Annotated in this window: 19 protein-coding genes; 10 read left to right on the top strand and 9 right to left on the bottom strand. The window is 53.9% G+C overall.

What is annotated here, in order from left to right:
- Positions 1-370 precede the first annotated feature (370 nt).
- From KIH39_RS19780 to KIH39_RS19770, 3 genes are all read left to right on the top strand, one after another.
- On the top strand, positions 371-1,960 hold the full coding sequence (locus tag KIH39_RS19780) for a Fe(II)-2OG oxygenase family protein (protein ID WP_213494949.1): 1,590 nt from the start codon (positions 371-373) through the stop codon (positions 1,958-1,960).
- 84 nt (positions 1,961-2,044) lie between these two features.
- A complete protein-coding gene (locus KIH39_RS19775; RefSeq protein WP_213494948.1) occupies positions 2,045-2,791 on the top strand; it encodes a hypothetical protein in 747 nt (248 codons plus the stop codon).
- A gap of 63 nt (positions 2,792-2,854) precedes the next feature.
- Complete coding sequence (locus KIH39_RS19770) at positions 2,855-3,232, top strand: MmcQ/YjbR family DNA-binding protein (RefSeq protein WP_213494947.1); 378 nt, start codon at positions 2,855-2,857, stop codon at positions 3,230-3,232.
- Between the two features lie 15 nt (positions 3,233-3,247).
- Here the strand turns inward: KIH39_RS19770 and KIH39_RS19765 are convergent, their stop codons facing one another.
- Complete coding sequence (locus KIH39_RS19765; RefSeq protein WP_213494946.1) at positions 3,248-3,829, bottom strand: DinB family protein; 582 nt, start codon at positions 3,827-3,829, stop codon at positions 3,248-3,250.
- Between the two features lie 142 nt (positions 3,830-3,971).
- On the opposite strand from KIH39_RS19765, the gene KIH39_RS19760 reads away from it, so the two are divergent.
- Complete coding sequence (locus KIH39_RS19760) at positions 3,972-6,098, top strand: outer membrane protein assembly factor BamB family protein (RefSeq protein ID WP_213494945.1); 2,127 nt, start codon at positions 3,972-3,974, stop codon at positions 6,096-6,098.
- Between the two features lie 138 nt (positions 6,099-6,236).
- On the opposite strand, the gene KIH39_RS19755 is transcribed toward KIH39_RS19760, so the two are convergent.
- From KIH39_RS19755 to KIH39_RS19740, 4 genes are all read right to left on the bottom strand, one after another.
- Positions 6,237-6,848, bottom strand: a complete 612-nt coding sequence (locus tag KIH39_RS19755; RefSeq protein ID WP_213494944.1) for a DUF6624 domain-containing protein — start codon at positions 6,846-6,848, stop codon at positions 6,237-6,239.
- A 37-nt stretch (positions 6,849-6,885) separates the two neighbouring features.
- Positions 6,886-7,464 carry a hypothetical protein gene (locus KIH39_RS19750; RefSeq protein WP_213494943.1) on the bottom strand — a complete coding sequence of 193 codons (579 nt, stop codon included), beginning with the start codon at positions 7,462-7,464 and terminating at the stop codon, positions 6,886-6,888.
- A 129-nt stretch (positions 7,465-7,593) separates the two neighbouring features.
- A complete protein-coding gene (locus KIH39_RS19745) occupies positions 7,594-8,700 on the bottom strand; it encodes a DUF1559 family PulG-like putative transporter (RefSeq protein ID WP_213494942.1) in 1,107 nt (368 codons plus the stop codon).
- A gap of 7 nt (positions 8,701-8,707) precedes the next feature.
- The gene (locus KIH39_RS19740) at positions 8,708-9,283 is read right to left on the bottom strand and encodes a DUF2760 domain-containing protein (RefSeq protein ID WP_213494941.1); all 576 of its coding nucleotides are present in this window, start codon (positions 9,281-9,283) and stop codon (positions 8,708-8,710) included.
- A 179-nt stretch (positions 9,284-9,462) separates the two neighbouring features.
- Between KIH39_RS19740 and KIH39_RS19735 the strand changes: the two genes are divergently transcribed.
- Positions 9,463-10,287, top strand: a complete 825-nt coding sequence (locus KIH39_RS19735) for a carbon-nitrogen hydrolase family protein (RefSeq protein WP_213494940.1) — start codon at positions 9,463-9,465, stop codon at positions 10,285-10,287.
- On the opposite strand, the gene fusA is transcribed toward KIH39_RS19735, so the two are convergent.
- Complete coding sequence (gene fusA / locus KIH39_RS19730) at positions 10,284-12,377, bottom strand: elongation factor G (RefSeq protein WP_246539355.1); 2,094 nt, start codon at positions 12,375-12,377, stop codon at positions 10,284-10,286. The genes KIH39_RS19735 and fusA overlap by 4 nt on opposite strands.
- A 148-nt stretch (positions 12,378-12,525) precedes the next feature.
- Here fusA and KIH39_RS19725 point away from each other — a divergent pair, with 148 nt between their 5' ends.
- The 5 genes from KIH39_RS19725 to KIH39_RS19705 all read left to right on the top strand — a co-directional run bounded on the left by KIH39_RS19725 (position 12,526) and on the right by KIH39_RS19705 (position 16,757).
- Positions 12,526-13,635 carry an AAA family ATPase gene (locus KIH39_RS19725; RefSeq protein ID WP_261352928.1) on the top strand — a complete coding sequence of 370 codons (1,110 nt, stop codon included), beginning with the start codon at positions 12,526-12,528 and terminating at the stop codon, positions 13,633-13,635.
- 52 nt (positions 13,636-13,687) lie between these two features.
- A complete protein-coding gene (locus KIH39_RS19720) occupies positions 13,688-14,311 on the top strand; it encodes a DUF4276 family protein (RefSeq protein ID WP_213494937.1) in 624 nt (207 codons plus the stop codon).
- Positions 14,312-14,354: 43 nt separating this feature from the next.
- Complete coding sequence (locus tag KIH39_RS19715; RefSeq protein ID WP_213494936.1) at positions 14,355-14,639, top strand: hypothetical protein; 285 nt, start codon at positions 14,355-14,357, stop codon at positions 14,637-14,639.
- Positions 14,640-14,744: 105 nt separating this feature from the next.
- A complete protein-coding gene (cysK, locus tag KIH39_RS19710; RefSeq protein ID WP_213494935.1) occupies positions 14,745-15,722 on the top strand; it encodes a cysteine synthase A in 978 nt (325 codons plus the stop codon).
- Positions 15,723-15,785: 63 nt separating this feature from the next.
- On the top strand, positions 15,786-16,757 hold the full coding sequence (locus KIH39_RS19705; RefSeq protein ID WP_213494934.1) for an alpha/beta hydrolase family protein: 972 nt from the start codon (positions 15,786-15,788) through the stop codon (positions 16,755-16,757).
- Between the two features lie 52 nt (positions 16,758-16,809).
- Here the strand turns inward: KIH39_RS19705 and KIH39_RS19700 are convergent, their stop codons facing one another.
- From KIH39_RS19700 to KIH39_RS19690, 3 genes are all read right to left on the bottom strand, one after another.
- Positions 16,810-17,211 carry a hypothetical protein gene (locus KIH39_RS19700; RefSeq protein WP_213494933.1) on the bottom strand — a complete coding sequence of 134 codons (402 nt, stop codon included), beginning with the start codon at positions 17,209-17,211 and terminating at the stop codon, positions 16,810-16,812.
- 66 nt (positions 17,212-17,277) lie between these two features.
- Positions 17,278-18,210, bottom strand: a complete 933-nt coding sequence (locus tag KIH39_RS19695; RefSeq protein ID WP_213494932.1) for a DUF1559 domain-containing protein — start codon at positions 18,208-18,210, stop codon at positions 17,278-17,280.
- Positions 18,211-18,385: 175 nt separating this feature from the next.
- On the bottom strand, positions 18,386-19,429 hold the full coding sequence (locus tag KIH39_RS19690) for a cellulose synthase operon protein YhjQ/BcsQ (RefSeq protein ID WP_213494931.1): 1,044 nt from the start codon (positions 19,427-19,429) through the stop codon (positions 18,386-18,388).

Below are 19,429 nucleotides of genomic sequence, written 5' to 3'. Positions count from 1 at the left end.
TTGCAGCGCTATTCTAGCAGCGCTTTTTGACAAACGAAAACTTTCGTTTCAACTTCCCCATTAATTTTCCCGACAACATCGCATCGGGGAATTAAGGTAATATGCGACACTTTTTACCTTCGGGCCGAAAAATCAATTCGACCGGTGTGGTTCACCCGCTTCCCCCGGCTTATTAGAGTTGCTGGGAAGATTTTATTGGCAAAAGAGGCAAGATGGGACAAAATCTAGGGAGGAATAGCAGGCCGCTGTACGGTGACTCCGGGATGAGTCCCGTAATCAGTAGGTTTTATTCCTATTTTGATGGTGGGACGGATATTGCCATCCGAGTGCCCGCCCCGTGTCTCCTCAGCGACCGTTGGAGGATCGCAGCATGGGACTTTTAAGTAAAATTCTGCTCGTTCTGAATCTCCTGGCGGCCGGTGCCTTCATTTACCTGGCCAGCAGTGTCTGGGGCAAACGGCAGGAATGGACCTACTCGGTATTCCGGCACACCATTGCCTTAAAAGGGCTGCCGTTAGAAGGCGAGAGTGGTACCGGCTCCGAAGATGTTCCTTTTGACTATCAGGTCAACGATCAGGTTCGGTTGAATACCATCCGTAAATCGACCCTCCAGAAAGCTATACCCAGTGGTGGTTCCGAATTCGGCGGTGAACCCGTCAACAGCCAGACGGCGGAATTGAAACGGCTCCAGCAGAAGATTTTCAGCCAGATCGACGGAGCCGACGGCAACCCCGCCAAACTCAACTTAATTTTAAAATACCTCCTCAACCTGGCTCAAACCGGCGCTCACCGCGACGGGGCCTTCGCTCTGTTACGAGATATCCTCAATCCGGCTCGCGTGGAAGGGGCTCGAATTGAAATCGGCCTGCTCGCCCGGACGCCCAGCCAGGTCGACGCGCTGAAAGCATTGGCGGCTATTGGCGATAAAGGGGGAGCCGTCACTGCTCGCCGGGCCATCCTCGATCTTCTGAAATCGACCGCTCCTCTGGGTATCTCGGGCGACTCCGCCGACGCCCGAGCCGAAGCGGAACGAAGCATCCGCAATGCCGTACTGGATGTCGAGAAAGCCGCCGGGACCGACACGGTGGACCGCGCTGGACTGGAGAACGCTCGCAAGAAATTGAACGACCTGATCAATAACGAAGATATCAAGACGACTCTGAATCGGGTGATCGAACTTCTGGCCGCTCCTCTCAATGATGCGGCCCAGGCCGAGAATGCCCGTAAGTCGCTTCGGGATATCGTGGTCGCTTCCGCCCGATCTGAATCGGAACGAAACGCTCTGAATGCTCTCGCTGAAGTTCTGATGTCCGACAAGTCGGCGACCGCGGAGAACCTCATCGCGGCCGGTAAAGCCGTCCTGCAAGTTTACTTCGACGAGGCTGAAGCCCCGGCGACACTGACCAAAGAAGGCTCCGGCAAAAAGATCTTCGATCCTTCCGAGAAAGCCGCCCAGATTGCTCACATCCTGATCTTCATCGATGCCGATAAACCCGACTTCAGCGCCCGTTGGGATTGGCAGCAACGCGTCATGGCTATCGTCGGCATGAAGCGATATGTCGAAAGTGCCAACACCCAGGCGATCGCTCTGGCCGATATGGCCCAGCGACTCCGGGGTATCCTCCGCGAAGAAGAATCGGTGTTCCGAGCCAACTATGCGGATCAAAGTCGTTCCGCGACCTTGCTGGGCGACCAGCTCAGCGGTCTGAATCTGGAACTATCCGGCGTTCAGAATCAGAAGAACAATCAGGAAGCGAACCTGAATGATCGCACCCGCGAACGGGAAAATCTGGAACGGAACCTGGAAGATAATAAAGTCAGTGCCAAGAAGTTCCTGGCCGATCTTGCGGAACGGGAAAAAGAACTCTTCGGTCTGCTGCAGCAGTTGAATACCTCCCGCGATGACATGTTCCGGCTGGAACAGCAACTGCGGAAGAAAGAACAGGAACTCAAGAAATAATCCTTCGATTTGCAACCCGGCCGATAATACTTGCGGCGGGCAGAAATTCAGGAAGTTGAGACGAAATACCCGGAAGGGAACTCTATGAACACGACCAAAACGGCAAAATGGCTGATCGTTCTCAACACGGGCATGGCCATCGCCTTCCTGATGTGGGCAGTGGCGGTCTACACCCAGCGTATCGACTGGTTTACTCCGGCCGAAGCGGGCGCGAACAAGGAAGTCGTCGGCCAGATCGAGAAGATGCAGGAACAGTACAAGGGGCTGGGCGAAGCCAACAACAAAGCCTACTCGCTATGGGTGATCAATCAAAGCCAGGTCAGCGATCAGGAGGCGACCCGACCGCTGCGACGCGATTTCTACCGCGACCAGATCGAAATGGTCCGCACTGGTAAATACAAGGGGCAACCGGTGGCCCTGCCCTTCCAGAAATTCGTCGAAGATCCCTCGACGGGTCTGATGAAGATCGACCAGCCGACAGGCCGACCGGCGATTGCCTACAAGGGTAATGAACCCCTGCAGAGTCTGGCCACTTATGCCGCTTTGATTGCCAGTACGACCGAGCAGATCAAGAAGGTCAAAGAAGACATCAGCAAGCTGATTGCCGATCTGAAGATCGAAAATGACAAGATCTACGATGCCGATGGCAACGGTCTGCGAAAACTGAATAAAGAACAGGAAGATATCCTGAACGCGGCCCGGCTCGAACGCGAATACCTGGGTACCAGCTACGCGAACTCGCTGGCCGACACCACGCTGTTCAGCAAGCGACTGGAAGCCATGAAGGCCCGACTGATGGAACTGAGTCAACTGTCGCGCAAGAGCGATTGAGAGAAATCCGTTTCCGAAAACCCAGGCCGAGTGCCTGGGTTTTTTTGTACCCGGAATGTCGCCATGGCCCGCTCTCGCAAAAAATCGAATTCCATTCTCACCTGGTCGGACGTTCAGGAATTGGTCACTGGCCTTCCGGAGATTGAGGAAGGCACTTCTTATGGCACGCCCGCTTTCAAGGTGAAAGGCAAGCTGTTCGTTCGCCTTCACCAGGATTTAGACTGTCTGGTGGTGAAAATCGATCCCGAAGAACGCGAAATGCAAATGACTGCGCAGCCGGGCATTTTCTTCATCACCGATCACTATCGCGATTATCCCTGGATGCTGGTAAAACTCGCCGGAGTTCATCGCGAGGATCTGAAGGATCTTCTGATCGAGGCCTGGCGACTAACGGCCCCAAATAAGCTGGTGGCGAAATTCGATGAGTCGGCCGGAAACTGAATCCGCTCAACCCGATTAGCCCCCTCTTTTGGCCGCTTCCAGAGAATAAGTCGGATCGGCCTCTGCCCATTTCACATCGCCTGAAGGGCCGTATATCGCCGGGACGTGCTGACCGGCGAGGCGTAGCCAGCTTTGCACCTGCGTTCGATGATGGCAGGTGTGCAGAACCCGCCGCCAGAAGATCCATATCCTTTCGCGCTCCAGGCCGCCAAAAAAAGGACGATTCTCCAGCCACCACTCTGAAGTTCCGGCCGCTAACTGCGGCAGTCGATTCCGGACCAGCCAGAGATATTTTTCGAGATAGGCCTGTACGAGGGGCTTTTCTCCCGCCGGGAGCAGTTCTTCCACGGCAGGCTCCCGCGTGCCGACAAATTGATTGAAAAAGCGCCGTTCCGAAAGTAGCTGATGCACCAGAATAGTGCGGATGCTGTTGGTTTTTTCGTGCGGTTTGTACTCGAGTAGATCATCGGGCACGGCGCGCCACATGCTCACGGTTTTGTTGGCTTCACTCACGTAACTGTTGACAAGATGTTGAAAGATCGGCTCCCTAGCCCGAGGAATTTCCGCATCGGGGATCGCGATGAATTCATAATCCATGGTCGCCTTCCCTCCCAATTTGAAAATAGGAATTCGTTTGCATTTCGTTTCTTTACAATTCAAATGAAAGCCGGGGCCGAGCGATTACCCGAATAAGTTACCAGCTACCGGCTCTGGTTTTGCCCATTCAGGAACCCAGACAATGAAGCATCGAATTCCTCTTTTGAGTCTACTGAGTTTATTAGGGATCTGTATGTCGCTTTCGGCGGCGGATCCGCAGCGCGAAGCTCTCTGGGCCGCTGTCCGAAGTAACAAGCTCAAAGAAATTCAGGCAGCACTCGATAAAGGGGTTGATGTCAACGCCGTTAACGAGTACGGCGTCTCTGCTCTTTGGATTGCCGCCGGGAAAGGCAATCAGGAAGTTATCGAGTTACTGGTCAAGCGCGGCGCCGATGTCAACAGTCGGGATCTGATCTGGTATCAGACTCCACTGAGTTCCGCGGTTTCCGGGCGACATCTGAAAGCGGCCGAATTTCTCATCAAATCGGGCGCCAAGGATACAGACGCGGCTTTTCGCACGGCTTCGGTTTTCGGCAATCTGAAAATGCTGGAAGCCATTCTTGCTCTAACCAAACCGAGCCAGGAAACTCTCGATGCCTGCCTGTTTAGCGCTTCGACGGGAACCGATAAGGAACTGAAAGAAATTCTGACCAAAGCGGGAGCCAAGCCGTTACCGGCGGCTTCCGAAGCGGATCGAAAAGCTTTTGAAAAATTGGCGGGCACGTACGAAAGCGAAGCAGGCTTCAAGATCAGTTTCGCCGCGAAAGAGGCCGGTTTGACGGCCTCCAACGGCTATCTCAAACCGATCGGAAATAACACTTTTCAGCCGTTGGGCGTGCCCACCTCCAGTTACACTTTTGAATTGAAGGATGGCGAAGTTACCAAAGTCACCATGCGCAACTTCACGGCGGCCTACGACCTCTATCGCTTCAAGGCTCCCACGGTGAAAGCGACTCCAGCGCCGGCCGTTGGCTCCGCTAAAGTGAGCACGGCTCTCAATTGGCCCTCCTTCCGTGGACCCAGCGGCACGGGGCTGGCCGATACGCAAAGCCCACCGATCACCTGGGATGTCAAGAAGGGGGAGAACGTTCGTTGGAAGACACCAATACCGGGCCTGGGACATTCCTGCCCAGTCGTTTGGGGCAATCGGGTCTTCGTTACCACGGCCGTCAGTAGCGGTCAGACCGATCCCAAGATTCGCGTTGGAAATTATGGCGATGTCGCTTCTGTCAACGACGTGTCGAAACATACCTGGCAGGTCCTCTGTCTCGATCGGGATAGTGGCGAAATTCTCTGGACCCGCACGGCCTACGAAGGGGTTCCCAAGATCAAGCGCCATCTGAAGGGTAGTCAGGCTAACTGCACCCCGGCCGTGGATGGTAACCATATCGTGGCCTGCTTCGGCTCCGAAGGTTTGTACTGTTACAACTTCGAGGGCAAACTCCTCTGGAAGCGCGATCTCAGTACGCTCGATTCCAGTTTCTCCCTCGATCAGGAATACGAATGGGGGTTCGCCAATTCTCCGGTAATCCACGACAACTTATGCATTCTGCAATGCGATTTGAGTCATGATTCGTTCATAGCGGGATTCAGTCTGGAAGATGGTTCCAAGGTCTGGTCGACGCCGCGCGATGAAATCCCGTCCTGGAGTTCCCCCGTGATCTGGAAGAATTCCCAGCGTACCGAAATCGTCACCAACGCTTCGCAGTTTGCCCGGGCCTACGATCCCAAAACGGGTGCGGAACTCTGGCGTCTGGCCAAGAAATCGGAGGCGACCATCCCGGCGCCGGTGGTCGGAAAAGATGTGGTTTATATCAGCAGTGGCAATCGACCGATCCAGCCGATTATCGCGATCAAAGCGGGCGCTGCCGGCGATATTTCATTGAAGGATAAAGAGGAAACCAATGCCTCGATTATCTGGAGCAAGATGCGCGGCGGGCCGTACATGCCCACGCCGATTCTCTACAAGGATTATTTCTACACCTGTTCCAACTCGGGTGTGCTGGCGTGCTATGAAGCGGCGACCGGTAAAGAAATGTATAAGGAGCGGATGGGAGGCATCAGTTACACCGCCTCCCCGGTGGCGGCCGATGGCCGGCTTTATTTCTGTTCGGAACAGGGGGAGATTCGGGTGGTGAAAGCGGGCAAAGAATTTGAATTGCTGGCGGTGAATCCGCTCGACGATTTCGTGATGGCCACCCCGGCGATTTCCAATGGAGCCCTGATTGTCCGCAGCCAGCACTTTCTGTGGTCGCTGGGCGGGAAATAGGAGATATTCGTTAGCGACGCATCGCAGATGCGTTAAATCACAGTCGCCGCGAACAACGATACGTAAAGCGGACGCATCTAACGATGCGTCGCTAATGGGCCATTAAAGCTGCGTCGGAATTGGAGTGAAACATGCCAATCACTTCTTGGCCGGCTTGTCATTCAACTTGAACATCTTCGTGGCCACTTCCAGATACTCGGCCATCGGCTGCAGGCCGAGCTCTTTTCGGCGGGCATCCAGATTCGCTTCATCTTCCACGGGCTTCGGGATGAACTTGCCCTCTTTCTGCTGCAATTGAGTGCCGTAGAGCTGTTTCTTTCCCTCCGCGGCCAGCACTCGATCCGTGAGATAGGCGAGATCGGCTCCGGTTGCCTCCCCTTGTTTCACGGCGGCCTTCAATAACTCCAGGCATTTCTTCTGGAACGGCAAATCGGGGTCGGCGTGCTGAACCATCAACCAGGCCATATGCGCGGCTTCCTCACCTACTAAAGTTTTCCCCGGCCAGCCCTGCTTCTCGATCAGATTTTTCATCCAGGTTCGGTTATCGGTATCCACTTCCTGCAAGGATTTAATTTCCTCGGGGCTCGGCTTCAAGCCGCCTACTTTAATGAGCTTGAAACGGAGTTCCTGCTCCTTCTTGGCGCGCGAGAGAATTTCGTCCCGAATCTTGGGTTCCTTGACCTCCGCCCGGGCGGGTTCGTCGAAAGTAAACAGACCGCAAGCGAGAATTGAAGCGAATAGTAGTGTCATTGGGATTTTCTGGGCTTAAGTAAGGGCGAACTCGATTTTACTTGGAACGTTTAACGGGTTCTTCCAGCGGAAACTTAATGTCGTTACTCCAGTAGGTTTTGCTGCCGCCGATCGAGGTGAAGCCGAGCTTGAAGACGATCTCTTTGCGGTCCTTCTGCGGATCGTAGTAGGGTACCACCAGCTGGATCTCCTTCTCATAAGCTTCGCCGGGCTTCAGGGTCTTGGTCAACGCTTTGTCGGCCGAGAACTGGCTGCTCAAAATCCACACTTCGGGATTATTGGTTTGCCACTGCTCGAAGAACCCTTCCGTCATGACGCTTATCGTTTGCGGTTCTAACGAAGTATTGATGACCTTCATATCGAAGTTCACAATTTTGGGGGGCCGGATTCCCGTCTTCTTGGAACCGTTTCCCTTGGCTTTTTCGGCCTTTTTGTAATTGACGACTTTGATTTGAATCGGCTCGACAACCACCGGCTCCGGGGTCGCTACGACTTCTTCTGGTTGGGTGGCCACCAGAGCGTTCGGCGCGGGTTTATCCGATTTCAGCACCCAGAGGATGGCCGCCGCTCCCCAGATTCCCAGGACGATGGCGCCGACAAGAAATTTTGAACTCATAGTCCCTAACTACCTGGCGGGCGATATGCTATGATGGATTTCCACGAAAGCTTATCTCAGATTCCCAAGTCCCGCCGGAGGACTCAAGGGTAAAATTCGATTTTTCGAAAAATCGAAATCCAAGCCGGATCAAGGTGCAAGACTCTCCGGTTGCCAATTCGTCCCGTCGTCGGGATAGATCGCATAGAACCAGATTTGAGGATCGATATCGATCCGAAGAGAAAGAACGGAACCGTCCGCCATGCCGACAATAATTTGACTTGAACCAGTACTATTCGCTCGGAAAGCATCACATCCCTGCTTGTTGATCTGATCATTGAAGCCTTGATGCATTTGAAAATCGGGCTGTACTTGAAAGATTACGCGGCTAGCGGGATTGGAGGCCGGGTTGGCACCATAAACTGCGGGAGGTAAACTGGCACCTCCGCCTAGACCAAAGACGGGCCAGTAGTATCTGTCGTCTTTAGATTCATTAGAGATCTTGGAGCTGTAGTCTTTCGCGGTGTTGGCGGGGACCTCTTTGTAGATCTTGTCCTTTTCCAATATCCCCGCGGACCAGAGGCTTCCGCCGTTGCCGCAGCTGCCGAATTTTTCCGAAAAGGCAATCGTGTGCGAACTACCATCCGGAATTTTATCGAGAGCTAAGCCGCGATCAAACTGATTGCTGTTGCCGGTTAATTCTTCGGTTATTAATCCCGATTTGTTCGTGCTGGCGAACAGTTGCGCGTTGGCGGCATAGCTGCAGACCCCACGCCCTTTTTCATCCAGTCCCAGCTTTTGGCTGGGATCCAACGGGTTGACATAGGATTTAATGACGTATTGAAAGGCCGGCTTCCCATCGAAAATGGTGGAGGGGATGGTCAAACCGCTCGCGTCGTGAGTAGCCATACTCGCATAAAGCGGACTATCTTCCAAGTACGGCAGAATCATAATGTGCAGAGGACCAACGATTTTAGATTCTCGAAGCGAACCGCCCGCAATGTGAAAGTCTTGAGTGGGAGAATTACTGGTGGAACCGCCCCCCATCAAAGGAGGGAGTTTGCTGTAGGCGGCTTCGTAACTGCATACCGCCAGTAAAATTGATTTCAGATTGTTCTTCGATTGAGTTCGTTCAGAGTAATCTTTTATTCTCAGCAGCTTCGGAAGCAACAGACCGGCAAGTACCAGGCAGATGATTACCAGGGCGATGTAATCTTTACGAGAAAAGGCTCTTCGATCGGTTGCTTCAATCCGCATGGATCTATTACATCTCCACCTCGGCCGGCATCAACACGAATTCATCGACTCCATCGGCCGGTTTGGGCAGATCGATCTTCTTCACCTTCCAGCCGGCGTGCTGCAGTGTGCCGGTGAAGGGGGGTTTTCCTCCTACATTGCCCACTAACCGAATGGCACTCGGATCGAAGCCGCTGGGCACCGTGACTTTATCCCCTTCGGTTTGCGGCAGAACGGGATCCAGTGTCAGATGCTTGCGAATCACTGCGCCTGCTTTGGCGTGAATATCCCGTACCGAGGCTCCGATTTGATCGTCCGTGTAGGCTCCAATGGGTTCCATGAGAAAATCGATCAATCGAGCTTCCCGTTGCAATAAGCCGAGGAGCCTGACCGGTTCTCCGCTCGGTTTTGGGGGCGGCGGTGGCAAAAATAAGGCATCGAGCCGCCGGGCGAATTCGAGATCGCTACTGGCCTTGGTGGCAACTTTTAAACCCAGTTCTTCCTGCTGCTTATTGGCAAAAGGGGATTTTTTCTTGATGCCTGCAACCACGACGCCAATTACCAAACCCAGCAAACCGGTGATCACCGGATAAACATATTCCATCGTAAACCTCAATAAATTCTTCGAAACTCAACAGTTCGGGCATAGTCCGAAGACCGGCATTATAAGGCGGAAGACCTCAATATGCCAGCGCCCGAGCGACACAGAGCCATTGAAGATTCGGTCTGAAGGATCGACAATAGCAGCGGTTGAGATATTACTCTCTGATATTGGAGCCTTTCATGTCCATCTGGCGAATCGCGGGCGTACAGTTCGATTGCCAACTCGGGGCCAAGCAGGCGAATCTGGATTTCATGATTGCCCAGGTTCGACAGGCCGCCGCGCAAGGCGCCCGGCTGATCGTCTTTCCCGAATGTGCTTTGACGGGCTATGGCTTGACGGATCGGGTCGCCGCGAAAGAAGTGGCTGAGCCTCTGCCCGGCCCGGCTACGCAAGCGATGACCCAGGTTTGCCAGGAAACCGACACTTTTGTTGTGTTTGGGCTCATCGAGTCTGCGGGTGACAAATTGTTCAACGCGGCGGCCATCGTCGGACCGAAAGGACTGGTGGCGGGCTTCCGCAAAATTCACATGCCCTGTATCGGCATCGATCGCTTTCTGGATAAAGGTGACCGGCCGTTTGAAGTCTACGACCTGGGCGGCTTGAAGATCGGCATCGGCATCTGCTTCGACAACAGCTTTCCCGAATCGGTCCGCTTGATGACTTTGAAGGGCGCGGATTTGGTGCTGCAGCCGACGAATTGGGCCGATAAGGCGATCAAGAATGCCACACTGGTGGCTCGGGTGCGGGCGTTCGAAAATCACATTTACTACATGGCCGTGAATCGCATCGGCAACGAAACCGGCTTCCACTACATCGGCTACAGTTCGATTACCGATTTCAACGGGGAGTTTCTTGCCTTTGCCGAGCACGATCGGGAGGCGATGATCATCGCCGATATCGACCCGGAAGCTGCCCGCCGCAAAAAAGTGGTTCACTGCGTCGGCGAGTACGAAATCGACCGCGTCAACTGGCGTCGGCCGGAGATGTACGAAGGCCTGGTCTAATATTCCGGATCGATGAAGGAGCGCAGCACTTCGTCTGGAGCGGCCGCATAGCTGAACGGCTCCATGGTGCTGCCCGCCCGGCCTTGCGTCAGGCTGCGAACCTTGTCCGCATAGTCGAACATCTTCGCCAGGGGTACCCGGGCATCGATAATGGAAATTCGCCCGTTCGAATCCTGCCGATCGATTTCCGCGCGCCGGCTCATCAGGTCGCCGATGACGTTGCCCATGAACTCATCGGGTACCGTTACGTTCAGCTTCATGATCGGCTCCATCAGGATGATGTTATCCTTCAGAGCCCGGGCCACGGCATCGGCCGCCGCTGCTTCGAAAGCGACTTCATTGGAAGTTTCCTGATCCATTTGAGCACTGATGATCGTGCCATGCACGTTCAGCAATGGAAACCCGAGTTCCCCCGACTGGAGCGCACTCTTCAAACCCCGTTCTGCGGCCGCCATCAATGGAGCGGGCAGATCGTTCGGCTTGAGTTTGTTGGTAATCCCGGTCGGTTCTTTTCCAACTCGGGATTCGAAGCTGACGGTCAGTTTAGCGAACAGCTGCGAGGCGCCTGCCTGGCGCACGCATTCCCCGGTGACCGTCTTGTTGTTGCGAATTGTCTCCCGATAGCTGACGCGCGGCGGCCGCACGCGCACTTTCAAACGGAAATCCCGTTCCAGGCGATGCCGCTTCACTTCCAGGTGCAGGGTGCCCATGCCGCTCATGGTCAGCTGCCCGGTCTCTTTGTTCAGCTGACAGATGAAAGTTGGGTCTTCACGCTCCAGCATCTTCAGACATTCGATCATCTTGTCTTTATCGGCGTTCGAGTCGGGTTCGATCGACTGGCTGACCACGGCCTCGGCAAAAACGATTTTTTCCAGAAGAATCGGGTGCTGCGTTTCGCAGAGGGTATCGCCAGTGACGGCTTCTTTCAGGCCAATGGTGGCGACAATATCCCCGGCGTAGGCCTCGGGCAGATCTTCCCGTTCCGCTTTCGGGTCGGCGTGCACATGGAAGATTTTGCCGATGACTTCCTTGGAATCGCGACCCGGATTGAGCACCCGGCTATTGGGTTTGAGCGTTCCGGAATAGATGCGGATGAAGAATAACCCGCCATGATCGGAGCCGATGAATTTGAAGACCAGACCCGCGAAAGGTTCCTTGGGATCGGGTTTCCGCTTTTCCTCTTTCCCATCCTTTTTGGGATTGGTGCCGGCGACCGGCGGCCGATCCAGCGGACTGGGAAGATAGAAGCAGATACCATCCAAAAGCGGTTGAATGCCAATATGCTCGCGACCCGAGCCGCACATCACAGGGTGGATGGTTCCTTTGATCGTCAGTTCCCTAATCAGCTCGCGGATTTTGTTCAGATCGGCGTCGTGACTTTCGAGCACGGCGGAGGTGATCAGGTCTTTTTCGTCGTGGGCCGTCAGGGCATCGAACATCTGTTCGCGGTATTTCTTCGCGTCTTCCAGATACTCGGCGGGGATTTCCGCCTCGCGCATCGATTTACCGAGTTCCGCTGCTTCGAAATAGAGCGCTTTCATTTGCAGCAGATCGATGATCCCTTTGAATGGATCGTGACTATCCTTGCTGCTGCCCGCACCCATGGGAATCGAAATGGGAACGGGATTCCCTTCGAGTCGTTCGCGCACTTCGCCGACGGCTTTTTCGAAGTTGGCCCCTACCACGTCCATTTTGTTGATGAAAACCAGCCGGGGAACGCCGTATTTGTTGGCCTGCCGCCAGACGGTTTCCGACTGCGCTTCTACCCCTTTTTGGGCATCGAACACGCAGATGGCCCCGTCCAGCACGCGCAGGCTGCGCTCGACCTCGGCCGTGAAATCGACGTGGCCAGGGGTATCGATCAAGTTGATCGTGTACCCTTTCCAGGTGAAGGGAATGCAGGCGCTGTAGATGGTGATGCCCCGTTCCTGCTCTTCGGGGTCGTAATCGGTTTCCGTATTGCCGGAATCGACGGCGCCGAGCTTGTGCTTTACGCCGGCGTAGTAGAGCAGGTGCTCCGAGGTGGTGGTCTTACCGGCATCGATGTGCGCGATAATGCCGATGTTTCGGAGTTTAGTCAGATCGATCACGATATTTCCTTTGGCCATATCCGTCAGTTTAAGACCCAGGCGGGTGCAGGGCGATGGTGAAAGGCAGGACTTTAGTTAGTCCCGTTGGGAAATGGTAGTGACAGAGGGCTTAAAGTACGGCAAAATAAGGGAATAGGGGATTTGCTACATGATTCGCAAGATTCGGATTCAGAATTTTCGCAGTCTGCACGATGTAACTGTGGAACTCGAGCCGCTGACGGTCCTGATCGGCCGAAGTGGCACGGGGAAGAGCAACTTCGTGAAGGCGATTCGGGCGCTGCGACAGACTCTCCAGTCGCGAAACCTTTCTTTTATTTCGGATGTGGCCAATCGACCGGGTAGGAATTTTCAGAATAAGCAAAACGGCACTCAGCCTCTCGAGCAGTCAATCGACGTAAGTTACACTATCCCCCGACTGAAAGGAGAACAGAACTACTATTTGGTTTTGAAATCTGAAGGAAGCGGGATTTCAATATTGAGCGAAGCACTCCAACAAAATGGCGATTTCATTTTTGAAAATAGTAACAAACCTCGCTTAGAACTTGGAAATCATACTGAACTTAGAGCGAGCACTTTTGCTTTTAAGTATCTGACACAACAGATCGGCTGTTATGATTTCCCGGGAAACGTCCTAGAGCAGACGAATGTGCCTTCGCGACAGATTCCGGAGGCTGGATTCGTTGATCGTGGCGTAAATTATCAGGATACAGCTCGTACCATTTATGAAAATTCCAGCGAGCCATATGCTTGGGATTCAATAAAGGGCACCATGCGGCTGATTAATCCCAATTCGACTTCTTTGAAAATTGATCAAAGTGAAAAAAGATCACTACTAGTGGTGGGTTACCGTGATCACGAAAATGAAATTTTCCAGGATGTTGCTCAAGAATCCGAAGGATATCGCCGCTATTTAGCCCATTTGCTAGCGGTCTATCAGAATCCCTCCAAAGATGTTTTGATTTTCGAGCATCCCGAAATGGGGATTCATCCAAGCGCTCTGCAGGGGCTAGCCAACGAATTCCAAAACCATGTGGGTCGTGGTCGAGGACAAATCATCATAACGACTCATAGTCCGCAACTTTTGGATTATTTCGAGCCTGAACAGATTCGAGTTGTCGAGATCGTGAATCAGGAAACCCGGATTGGAAAGCTAGCACCCGAGCAGTTTGAATCTCTTAAAGAAAAATTGCTTATTCCTGGCGAGTTGCTTACGGTGGATGCCGCACGAGTTGCCGATTTGGCTACAAACAGCCCCTGAGCCCATGAAACGATTGGTTATATTTTGCGAGGGATATAGCGAAGCTACGTCCATGCCCGCTCTTGTTGGGAATCGGCAAACGAATTTGCCCGAAGAGTATCGACACGCGTTATTTGTTGACAGCAATGCTTTTCGAGTGGGAGGCCTGGAAAATCTTGCCGCGAATAATGGCGAAAAATTCTTGCGCTATCTGAAGACGGCTGCAAAACAGACCGACTTGGGGGCAATACTGCTCGTTCTGGATGGGGATCACAAAAAGTTTGAAAAAGCTCCTTTCTGTCAAGTCACGGTAGCCCGTTTATTAGCCGAGCGGGCGAAGCAAGCCGCCGCGGGAGAAAAATTTTCGTTCGCAGTCGTATTTTTACTTCAGGAATATGAATCCTTTCTGATCGCCTCCGCCGCACAATTTTCTCTACTTAAGTTGGGTATTGAACTCCCGCCGAATGCGGAAGATGCGCCACGAGATGCCAAAAAGTGGCTGCGGGAAAATTTGAATGGCGGTTATTCCGAGGCCAGCCAGCAAGTGGAATTGACCCGCCAGATATCCGATTGGAGCGCTGCTCAAAGAATGCGGTCTTTCCAACGCTTTGAGAACGCTTTACTCGAACTTTCGAGGGCGGTTGCGGGAAATTATCATATCGTCAGTCCTATTCTACCCGTTAATGCTAGTTCTTGACGGCCTTCTTGCCTCCCTTCCCATCCTGTGCCATGCTTGGATCATGGTCGACGAAACCACCTTCTGGGCCTGGCTGATCGGCGGATTGCTTTTCGCCATCTGTGTCTATTGGCTATACGCGGACGGGGACTTCTCTTCCAATTCAACACGCCCGGATGATGCTTACCTCTATTCCAGCTTCTGGAACAACGGTACTCTACAACAAGTCTTCGATCAGGGTTACACCCTCCACGATTACGATCCGACGGTCGAACCGACCGAGAACTACGATCGCTACATCACCGATTCGTCTCAACCACTAACTCCCCAAGAATTGCCCCCGACTTGACATTCAAGAATCAGAATTTGATTTGCTGTTCACTTTTTATCACTTTTTTGATAATCTTTAGCCACTAGAAAATATGCAGGCTCGACTAGTCATAAAGGATTTTCCATGGCTGATGCCACCTTCTCCCGCGGGCGAATTTACGATGATATTACCCAATGTGTAGGAAATACGCCGCTGATCAAGCTGCGGCGGGTAGTCGGGGATGCCAAGGCGACGGTGGTCGCCAAGCTCGAAAACTTCAATCCCCTATGGTCCGTCAAAGACCGCATCGGTGTAGCCATGATCGACGATGCCGAGAAGCGCGGCAAGATCCAGCCGGGCACGGTCATTATCGAACCGACCTCGGGCAACACCGGGATCGGTCTCGCCTTTACCTGTGCCGCTCGCGGCTACAAATTAATGGTAACGATGCCCGAAAGCATGTCGCTCGAACGCCGTCGGCTCCTGAAGGCCTTCGGAGCCGAACTGGTACTGACGCCCCGCGAACGAGGGATGAGCGGTGCGGTGGCCGAGGCCGAACGACTTTTCAACGAAATGGGCGGCGAGCCGAAAGCCTTCATCCCCCAACAGTTTAAGAATCCCGCCAACCCGGAAATTCACCGCAAAACGACTGCGGAAGAGATTTGGAAAGACTCCGGCGGCAAGGTCGACATTCTGGTCTGCGGCGTCGGCACCGGGGGCACCATTACCGGGTGCGCGGAAGTGCTGAAGGCTCGCAAGCCCTCCGTCAAGGCCATCGCCGTCGAACCGGTCAGCAGCCCGGTCATCACCCAGAAAATGGCCGGTCAGGAATTGAAACCGGCTCCCCACCGGATTCAGGGGATCGGGGCCGGTTTCATTCCCGGCAACCTCAACATCAGCATTCTGGATGAAGTCTTCCAGGTGACCGATGATGAATCTTTCGAGATGGCCCGGCGACTGGCCAAAGAAGAAGGCATGCTCTGCGGCATCAGTTGCGGGGCGGCGGCTCACGCCGCGGTGCAAGTGGCGAAGCGGCCGGAGAATGCCGGCAAGATGATCGTGGTTGTACTGCCTGACCTCGGTGAAAGATATCTGTCGACACCGCTCTACCCGAGCGAGTAGAATCGGTTCGGATTCGCCCTATTTACGACTTCCAGACTGTTACCTCAAAAAGAGTACCTCTCCATGCCCCGATATCTGTTGGTCGTCGGGTTGGCCGCTTCGTTGCTGGCCGGCTGCAACTCGAAAGACCCGGGCCCAAACCCCGCAGCCGCCGCCCCGAACCCCGGCAATACCGCGCCTCCGAAGTCGTTGGCGGAGGCTCGGCGCGACTTCAAAACGCAATTAGTGCGGCAGGAAAAGTCGAATGAACCCGTTGAGGCGCCGCCGCCGAAGGATTTTCAGCAAATTGAATACCCCGCGGCGGTCGGCAATCTGGCGGCCTACCTGACCCCCGATCCCAAGGATGGTAAAAAGCACCCGGCGATCATCTGGATCACCGGCGGCGATTGCAACACCATCGGCGATGTCTGGAAAGCCCAACCGGCGAATGATGATCAGACGGCCGGACAGTACCGCAAAGCCGGAATCGTCATGATGTTTCCTTCGCTGCGAGGCGGGAACAAAAATCCTGGCTATCGAGAGGGGTTTTACGGCGAAGTGGATGATGTCGTCGCCGCCTACGATTATCTCGCGAAGATCGAATACGTCGATCCAAATCGGATTTATCTCGGCGGCCACAGCACCGGAGGGACGCTGGTGCTGCTGGTTTCCGAATATACCGACAAGTTCCGGGCGGTCTTCTCGTTCGGACCGGCGGCCGATACCCGAGGTTATCCGCCTGAGTTTGCACCCCCGGTTAGTCCGGTCAATACCAAGGAATTTGATTTGCGAGCGCCCAGCCTCTGGCTGGCCGGGATTCAAAAGCCCACTTTTGTGATCGAAGGAGCCGTGCAGGGCAATGGAACGGCCTTGAATGTCCTGTCGAAGCTCAGCAAGAATTCGCAGATCCAGTTCCTCCTGGTGCCTCGAGTCAGTCACTTCAGTGTTTTAGCGCCGGTCAATCAGGTACTGGCGAAGAAGATCCTCGCCGATACCGAGGAGAAATGTAACATCAGTCTGACTTTGAAGGATTTGGACGGATCGCAGAAGAAGTGAAAATTGGCTCGACGAATGACGAATATTCGTCGAGCTTTGCAAGCGATCTGATTTACTTCGATTTTAAATCGAAATTGTGCTCCAACTTTCCGGAGCCGATTTCCACCGCAAGTTCCGTATTGTAATTGTACTTGGTGGGGATCGTCTCCACGACTTCATCATTTCCCGGTCCGACCTTTTTGACTTTCGGGTCGATCTTCGGTTTCGGACTGGTAATTTCCACCTTGTACTTTCCTGGCAGAACGCGGAACGAATAGCTTCCGTAGTTGATAAGACCCTCGGCCGGAGCCTTACCACCGTCCGTCGGCGAGAATCGGATGCGACCTTCCGGAATAGCCTGAGAGTCGAGAGTCACTTTTCCTTTGACTTCCAGCGTTCCAGGCTCGTTCGAACAACCGCACGCGAGAGTCGCTAAAGCGAGAAACGCGAAAGAATATCCTGTCAAAAACTTCATATCGGCGCACTTCCGGGGAGTTGGGTTCGAGAAGGAAATATTGGGCGATAATTTTTATCGAAAGGATCAATTGGGAGATACGATTTCGCCACCGTTCATGGTACTCATGCCCTGCCATACCTGCAGATCGATGGAATTCCGGATGAACTGCACAGAACCATCGCACAGCACGACATTCACCCCACCCGTGTGACGACTTCGAGCCGCCACCTGACCATTGGCGGACGAGGTACAGGGCAGACCCTGTGCCGGCTGATTGAAGCAATAGGCCGAGGATTTCACCTCATCGATCCCGCCATTCGGCAAGTTGATCGTCATGAATTTACCGGTCTGTTCATCATCATTCAGGAAGTCCCCCCGCCAATCGGCTTGGTTATCCACGGTATGAATGATCTGTTCGGACATCAGTAGCGTGTTGGATAGTCCATCGGTAATGCTGGTGAATTTCGTCTTCAGCGGCTGGGATCGGCTAACGTGATCGGTGTAGCCGAACGGAGCGCTGAAAGAGGGCACCGGGGTAGGACTCGGCTGGCGGATCGGTCCCCAGTTGACCACGTAGTTGCCTCGCGCCCGCCAATAGATATCCCCCTGGGCATAACAGGCCGACCCACGATCGCTCGGGCAATAATAAACCGGCGAGGTGGCGGCATACGGTCCATTCAGTGTGCTGACGATCGTATTTGGCGACGCGTAAAACGGTTGCGTGAAATCGTACTTGGCCGCCACATTTCCCATTTCCAGATACGGCCAAATGTAGGGAAGCCAGCTCGTCCGGACCGGAGTGGTGAACGAGGCCGGAGGCAGGGAGCCCTGAGCATCGTGAAAATTATGCATCGCCAATCCGTATTGTTTCAGATTGTTCGAGCATTTCATACGGGCGGCTGCCTCCCGTACTTTTTGGACGGCGGGGAGCAACAAGCCAATGAGAATCGCGATTATCGCGATGACCACCAGTAACTCAATTAACGTAAATGCCTTCGGAGAGCGGGGAGAGCGCATAAATAATCCTCAAGGAGCAGAAATGCTTAAGGATTTTTTATATTAACTTCGCGCAAAATTTAAAATAGAATTTATTGGTATTGTCTGAAAAACCAAGGAAAATGCCCTGAAACTCGTCAGAGGAGGCGGCTCCAACGTTCGAAAATAAATTTCTGTAGTATTTATCAACTAAAATTTAAGCAGCCGTCATCAGGCAACCGCGGAGCTTGCCGCCGCTGTTGCGAATCGCATCGTGGGCCTGGTCTACATGGGGGCTATCCCATTCGTCTTGGCGGACCACCATGTAGATCCCGTCGCTTAAGGCAATCCAGCGCTTCAGGCTTTCCAGCCGATGTGGCCCATCCACAATGATCCATTCGAATCGCTGCATCAAGCGACTGACAATCGTGGGAAGTTTCGCCCAGTGCGCATCGGTGAGATGCTTTTCGGACCGGCCCCAGGCCAGCAGATGCAAATTCGGCATCTCCGTCGGCTGAATCGATAACCCCAACGGCGTTTCCGAAATCAGAATCTCGCTCAGGCCTGGCTGGTCGGCGCAGCCGATCCGGCTCGCCAACGTCGGCTGACCGGGATTAGCATCGAGTAGCAGTACGCGACCTTTATGTTCGTACGTTCGACTGATGGCGATGTTCAAAGCCGCCGTCGAAGCCCCGGAACCGCCGCGCACGGATGTCAGCAGAATCATCGCGCGATCCACTTTGGGAAGCTGCGAAGCGATTTGATTCTGCAGTTGGCGATACTGCATGCTCACGGGGTGAGCGGGCTGATGGAAAGTGACCAGATCGGAAGCGATCGGAGTGCCGCCCGGGCTGTAGAGTTTTGGATCGGGCATCGGCTGGAACGAAACATTCAGCAATTTGACCGGTTTATGGGAGTATTCGTAGGTTTTGGCCGCCGGTTCCGCAACCACGCTGGGGGAAGGTTGGGGTTGGGGCGCGACGATTTTGCGAACGATCGGTATCGAGCTAGCCGGGCGTGGACCGCCCACTTCGATGAACGGCACCGAACCATCGTCGATGATCATATCATCGGGATCGACTGGAGGTACGACTTCCGGTTTCGGTTTAGGCATCGGCTTGGGAGCGGGAGTCACCACCGCCTTCGGAGGAACCCTTTTCGCGGGCAAGGGCAGCTTGATAGGCTCGATCGGAGCGATCGCCTCCTCAGCGGTCGCTGGTTCGTGCGACATATCGGTGATAGCGAAAAAGGTTCGACTCAT

Origin of the sequence: Telmatocola sphagniphila (assembly GCF_018398935.1) — a bacterium.
Lineage (GTDB): Bacteria > Planctomycetota > Planctomycetia > Gemmatales > Gemmataceae > Telmatocola > Telmatocola sphagniphila.
The sequence above is the reverse complement of the archived record's forward strand: the minus strand, read 5'-3'. Positions and strand labels throughout refer to the sequence as shown.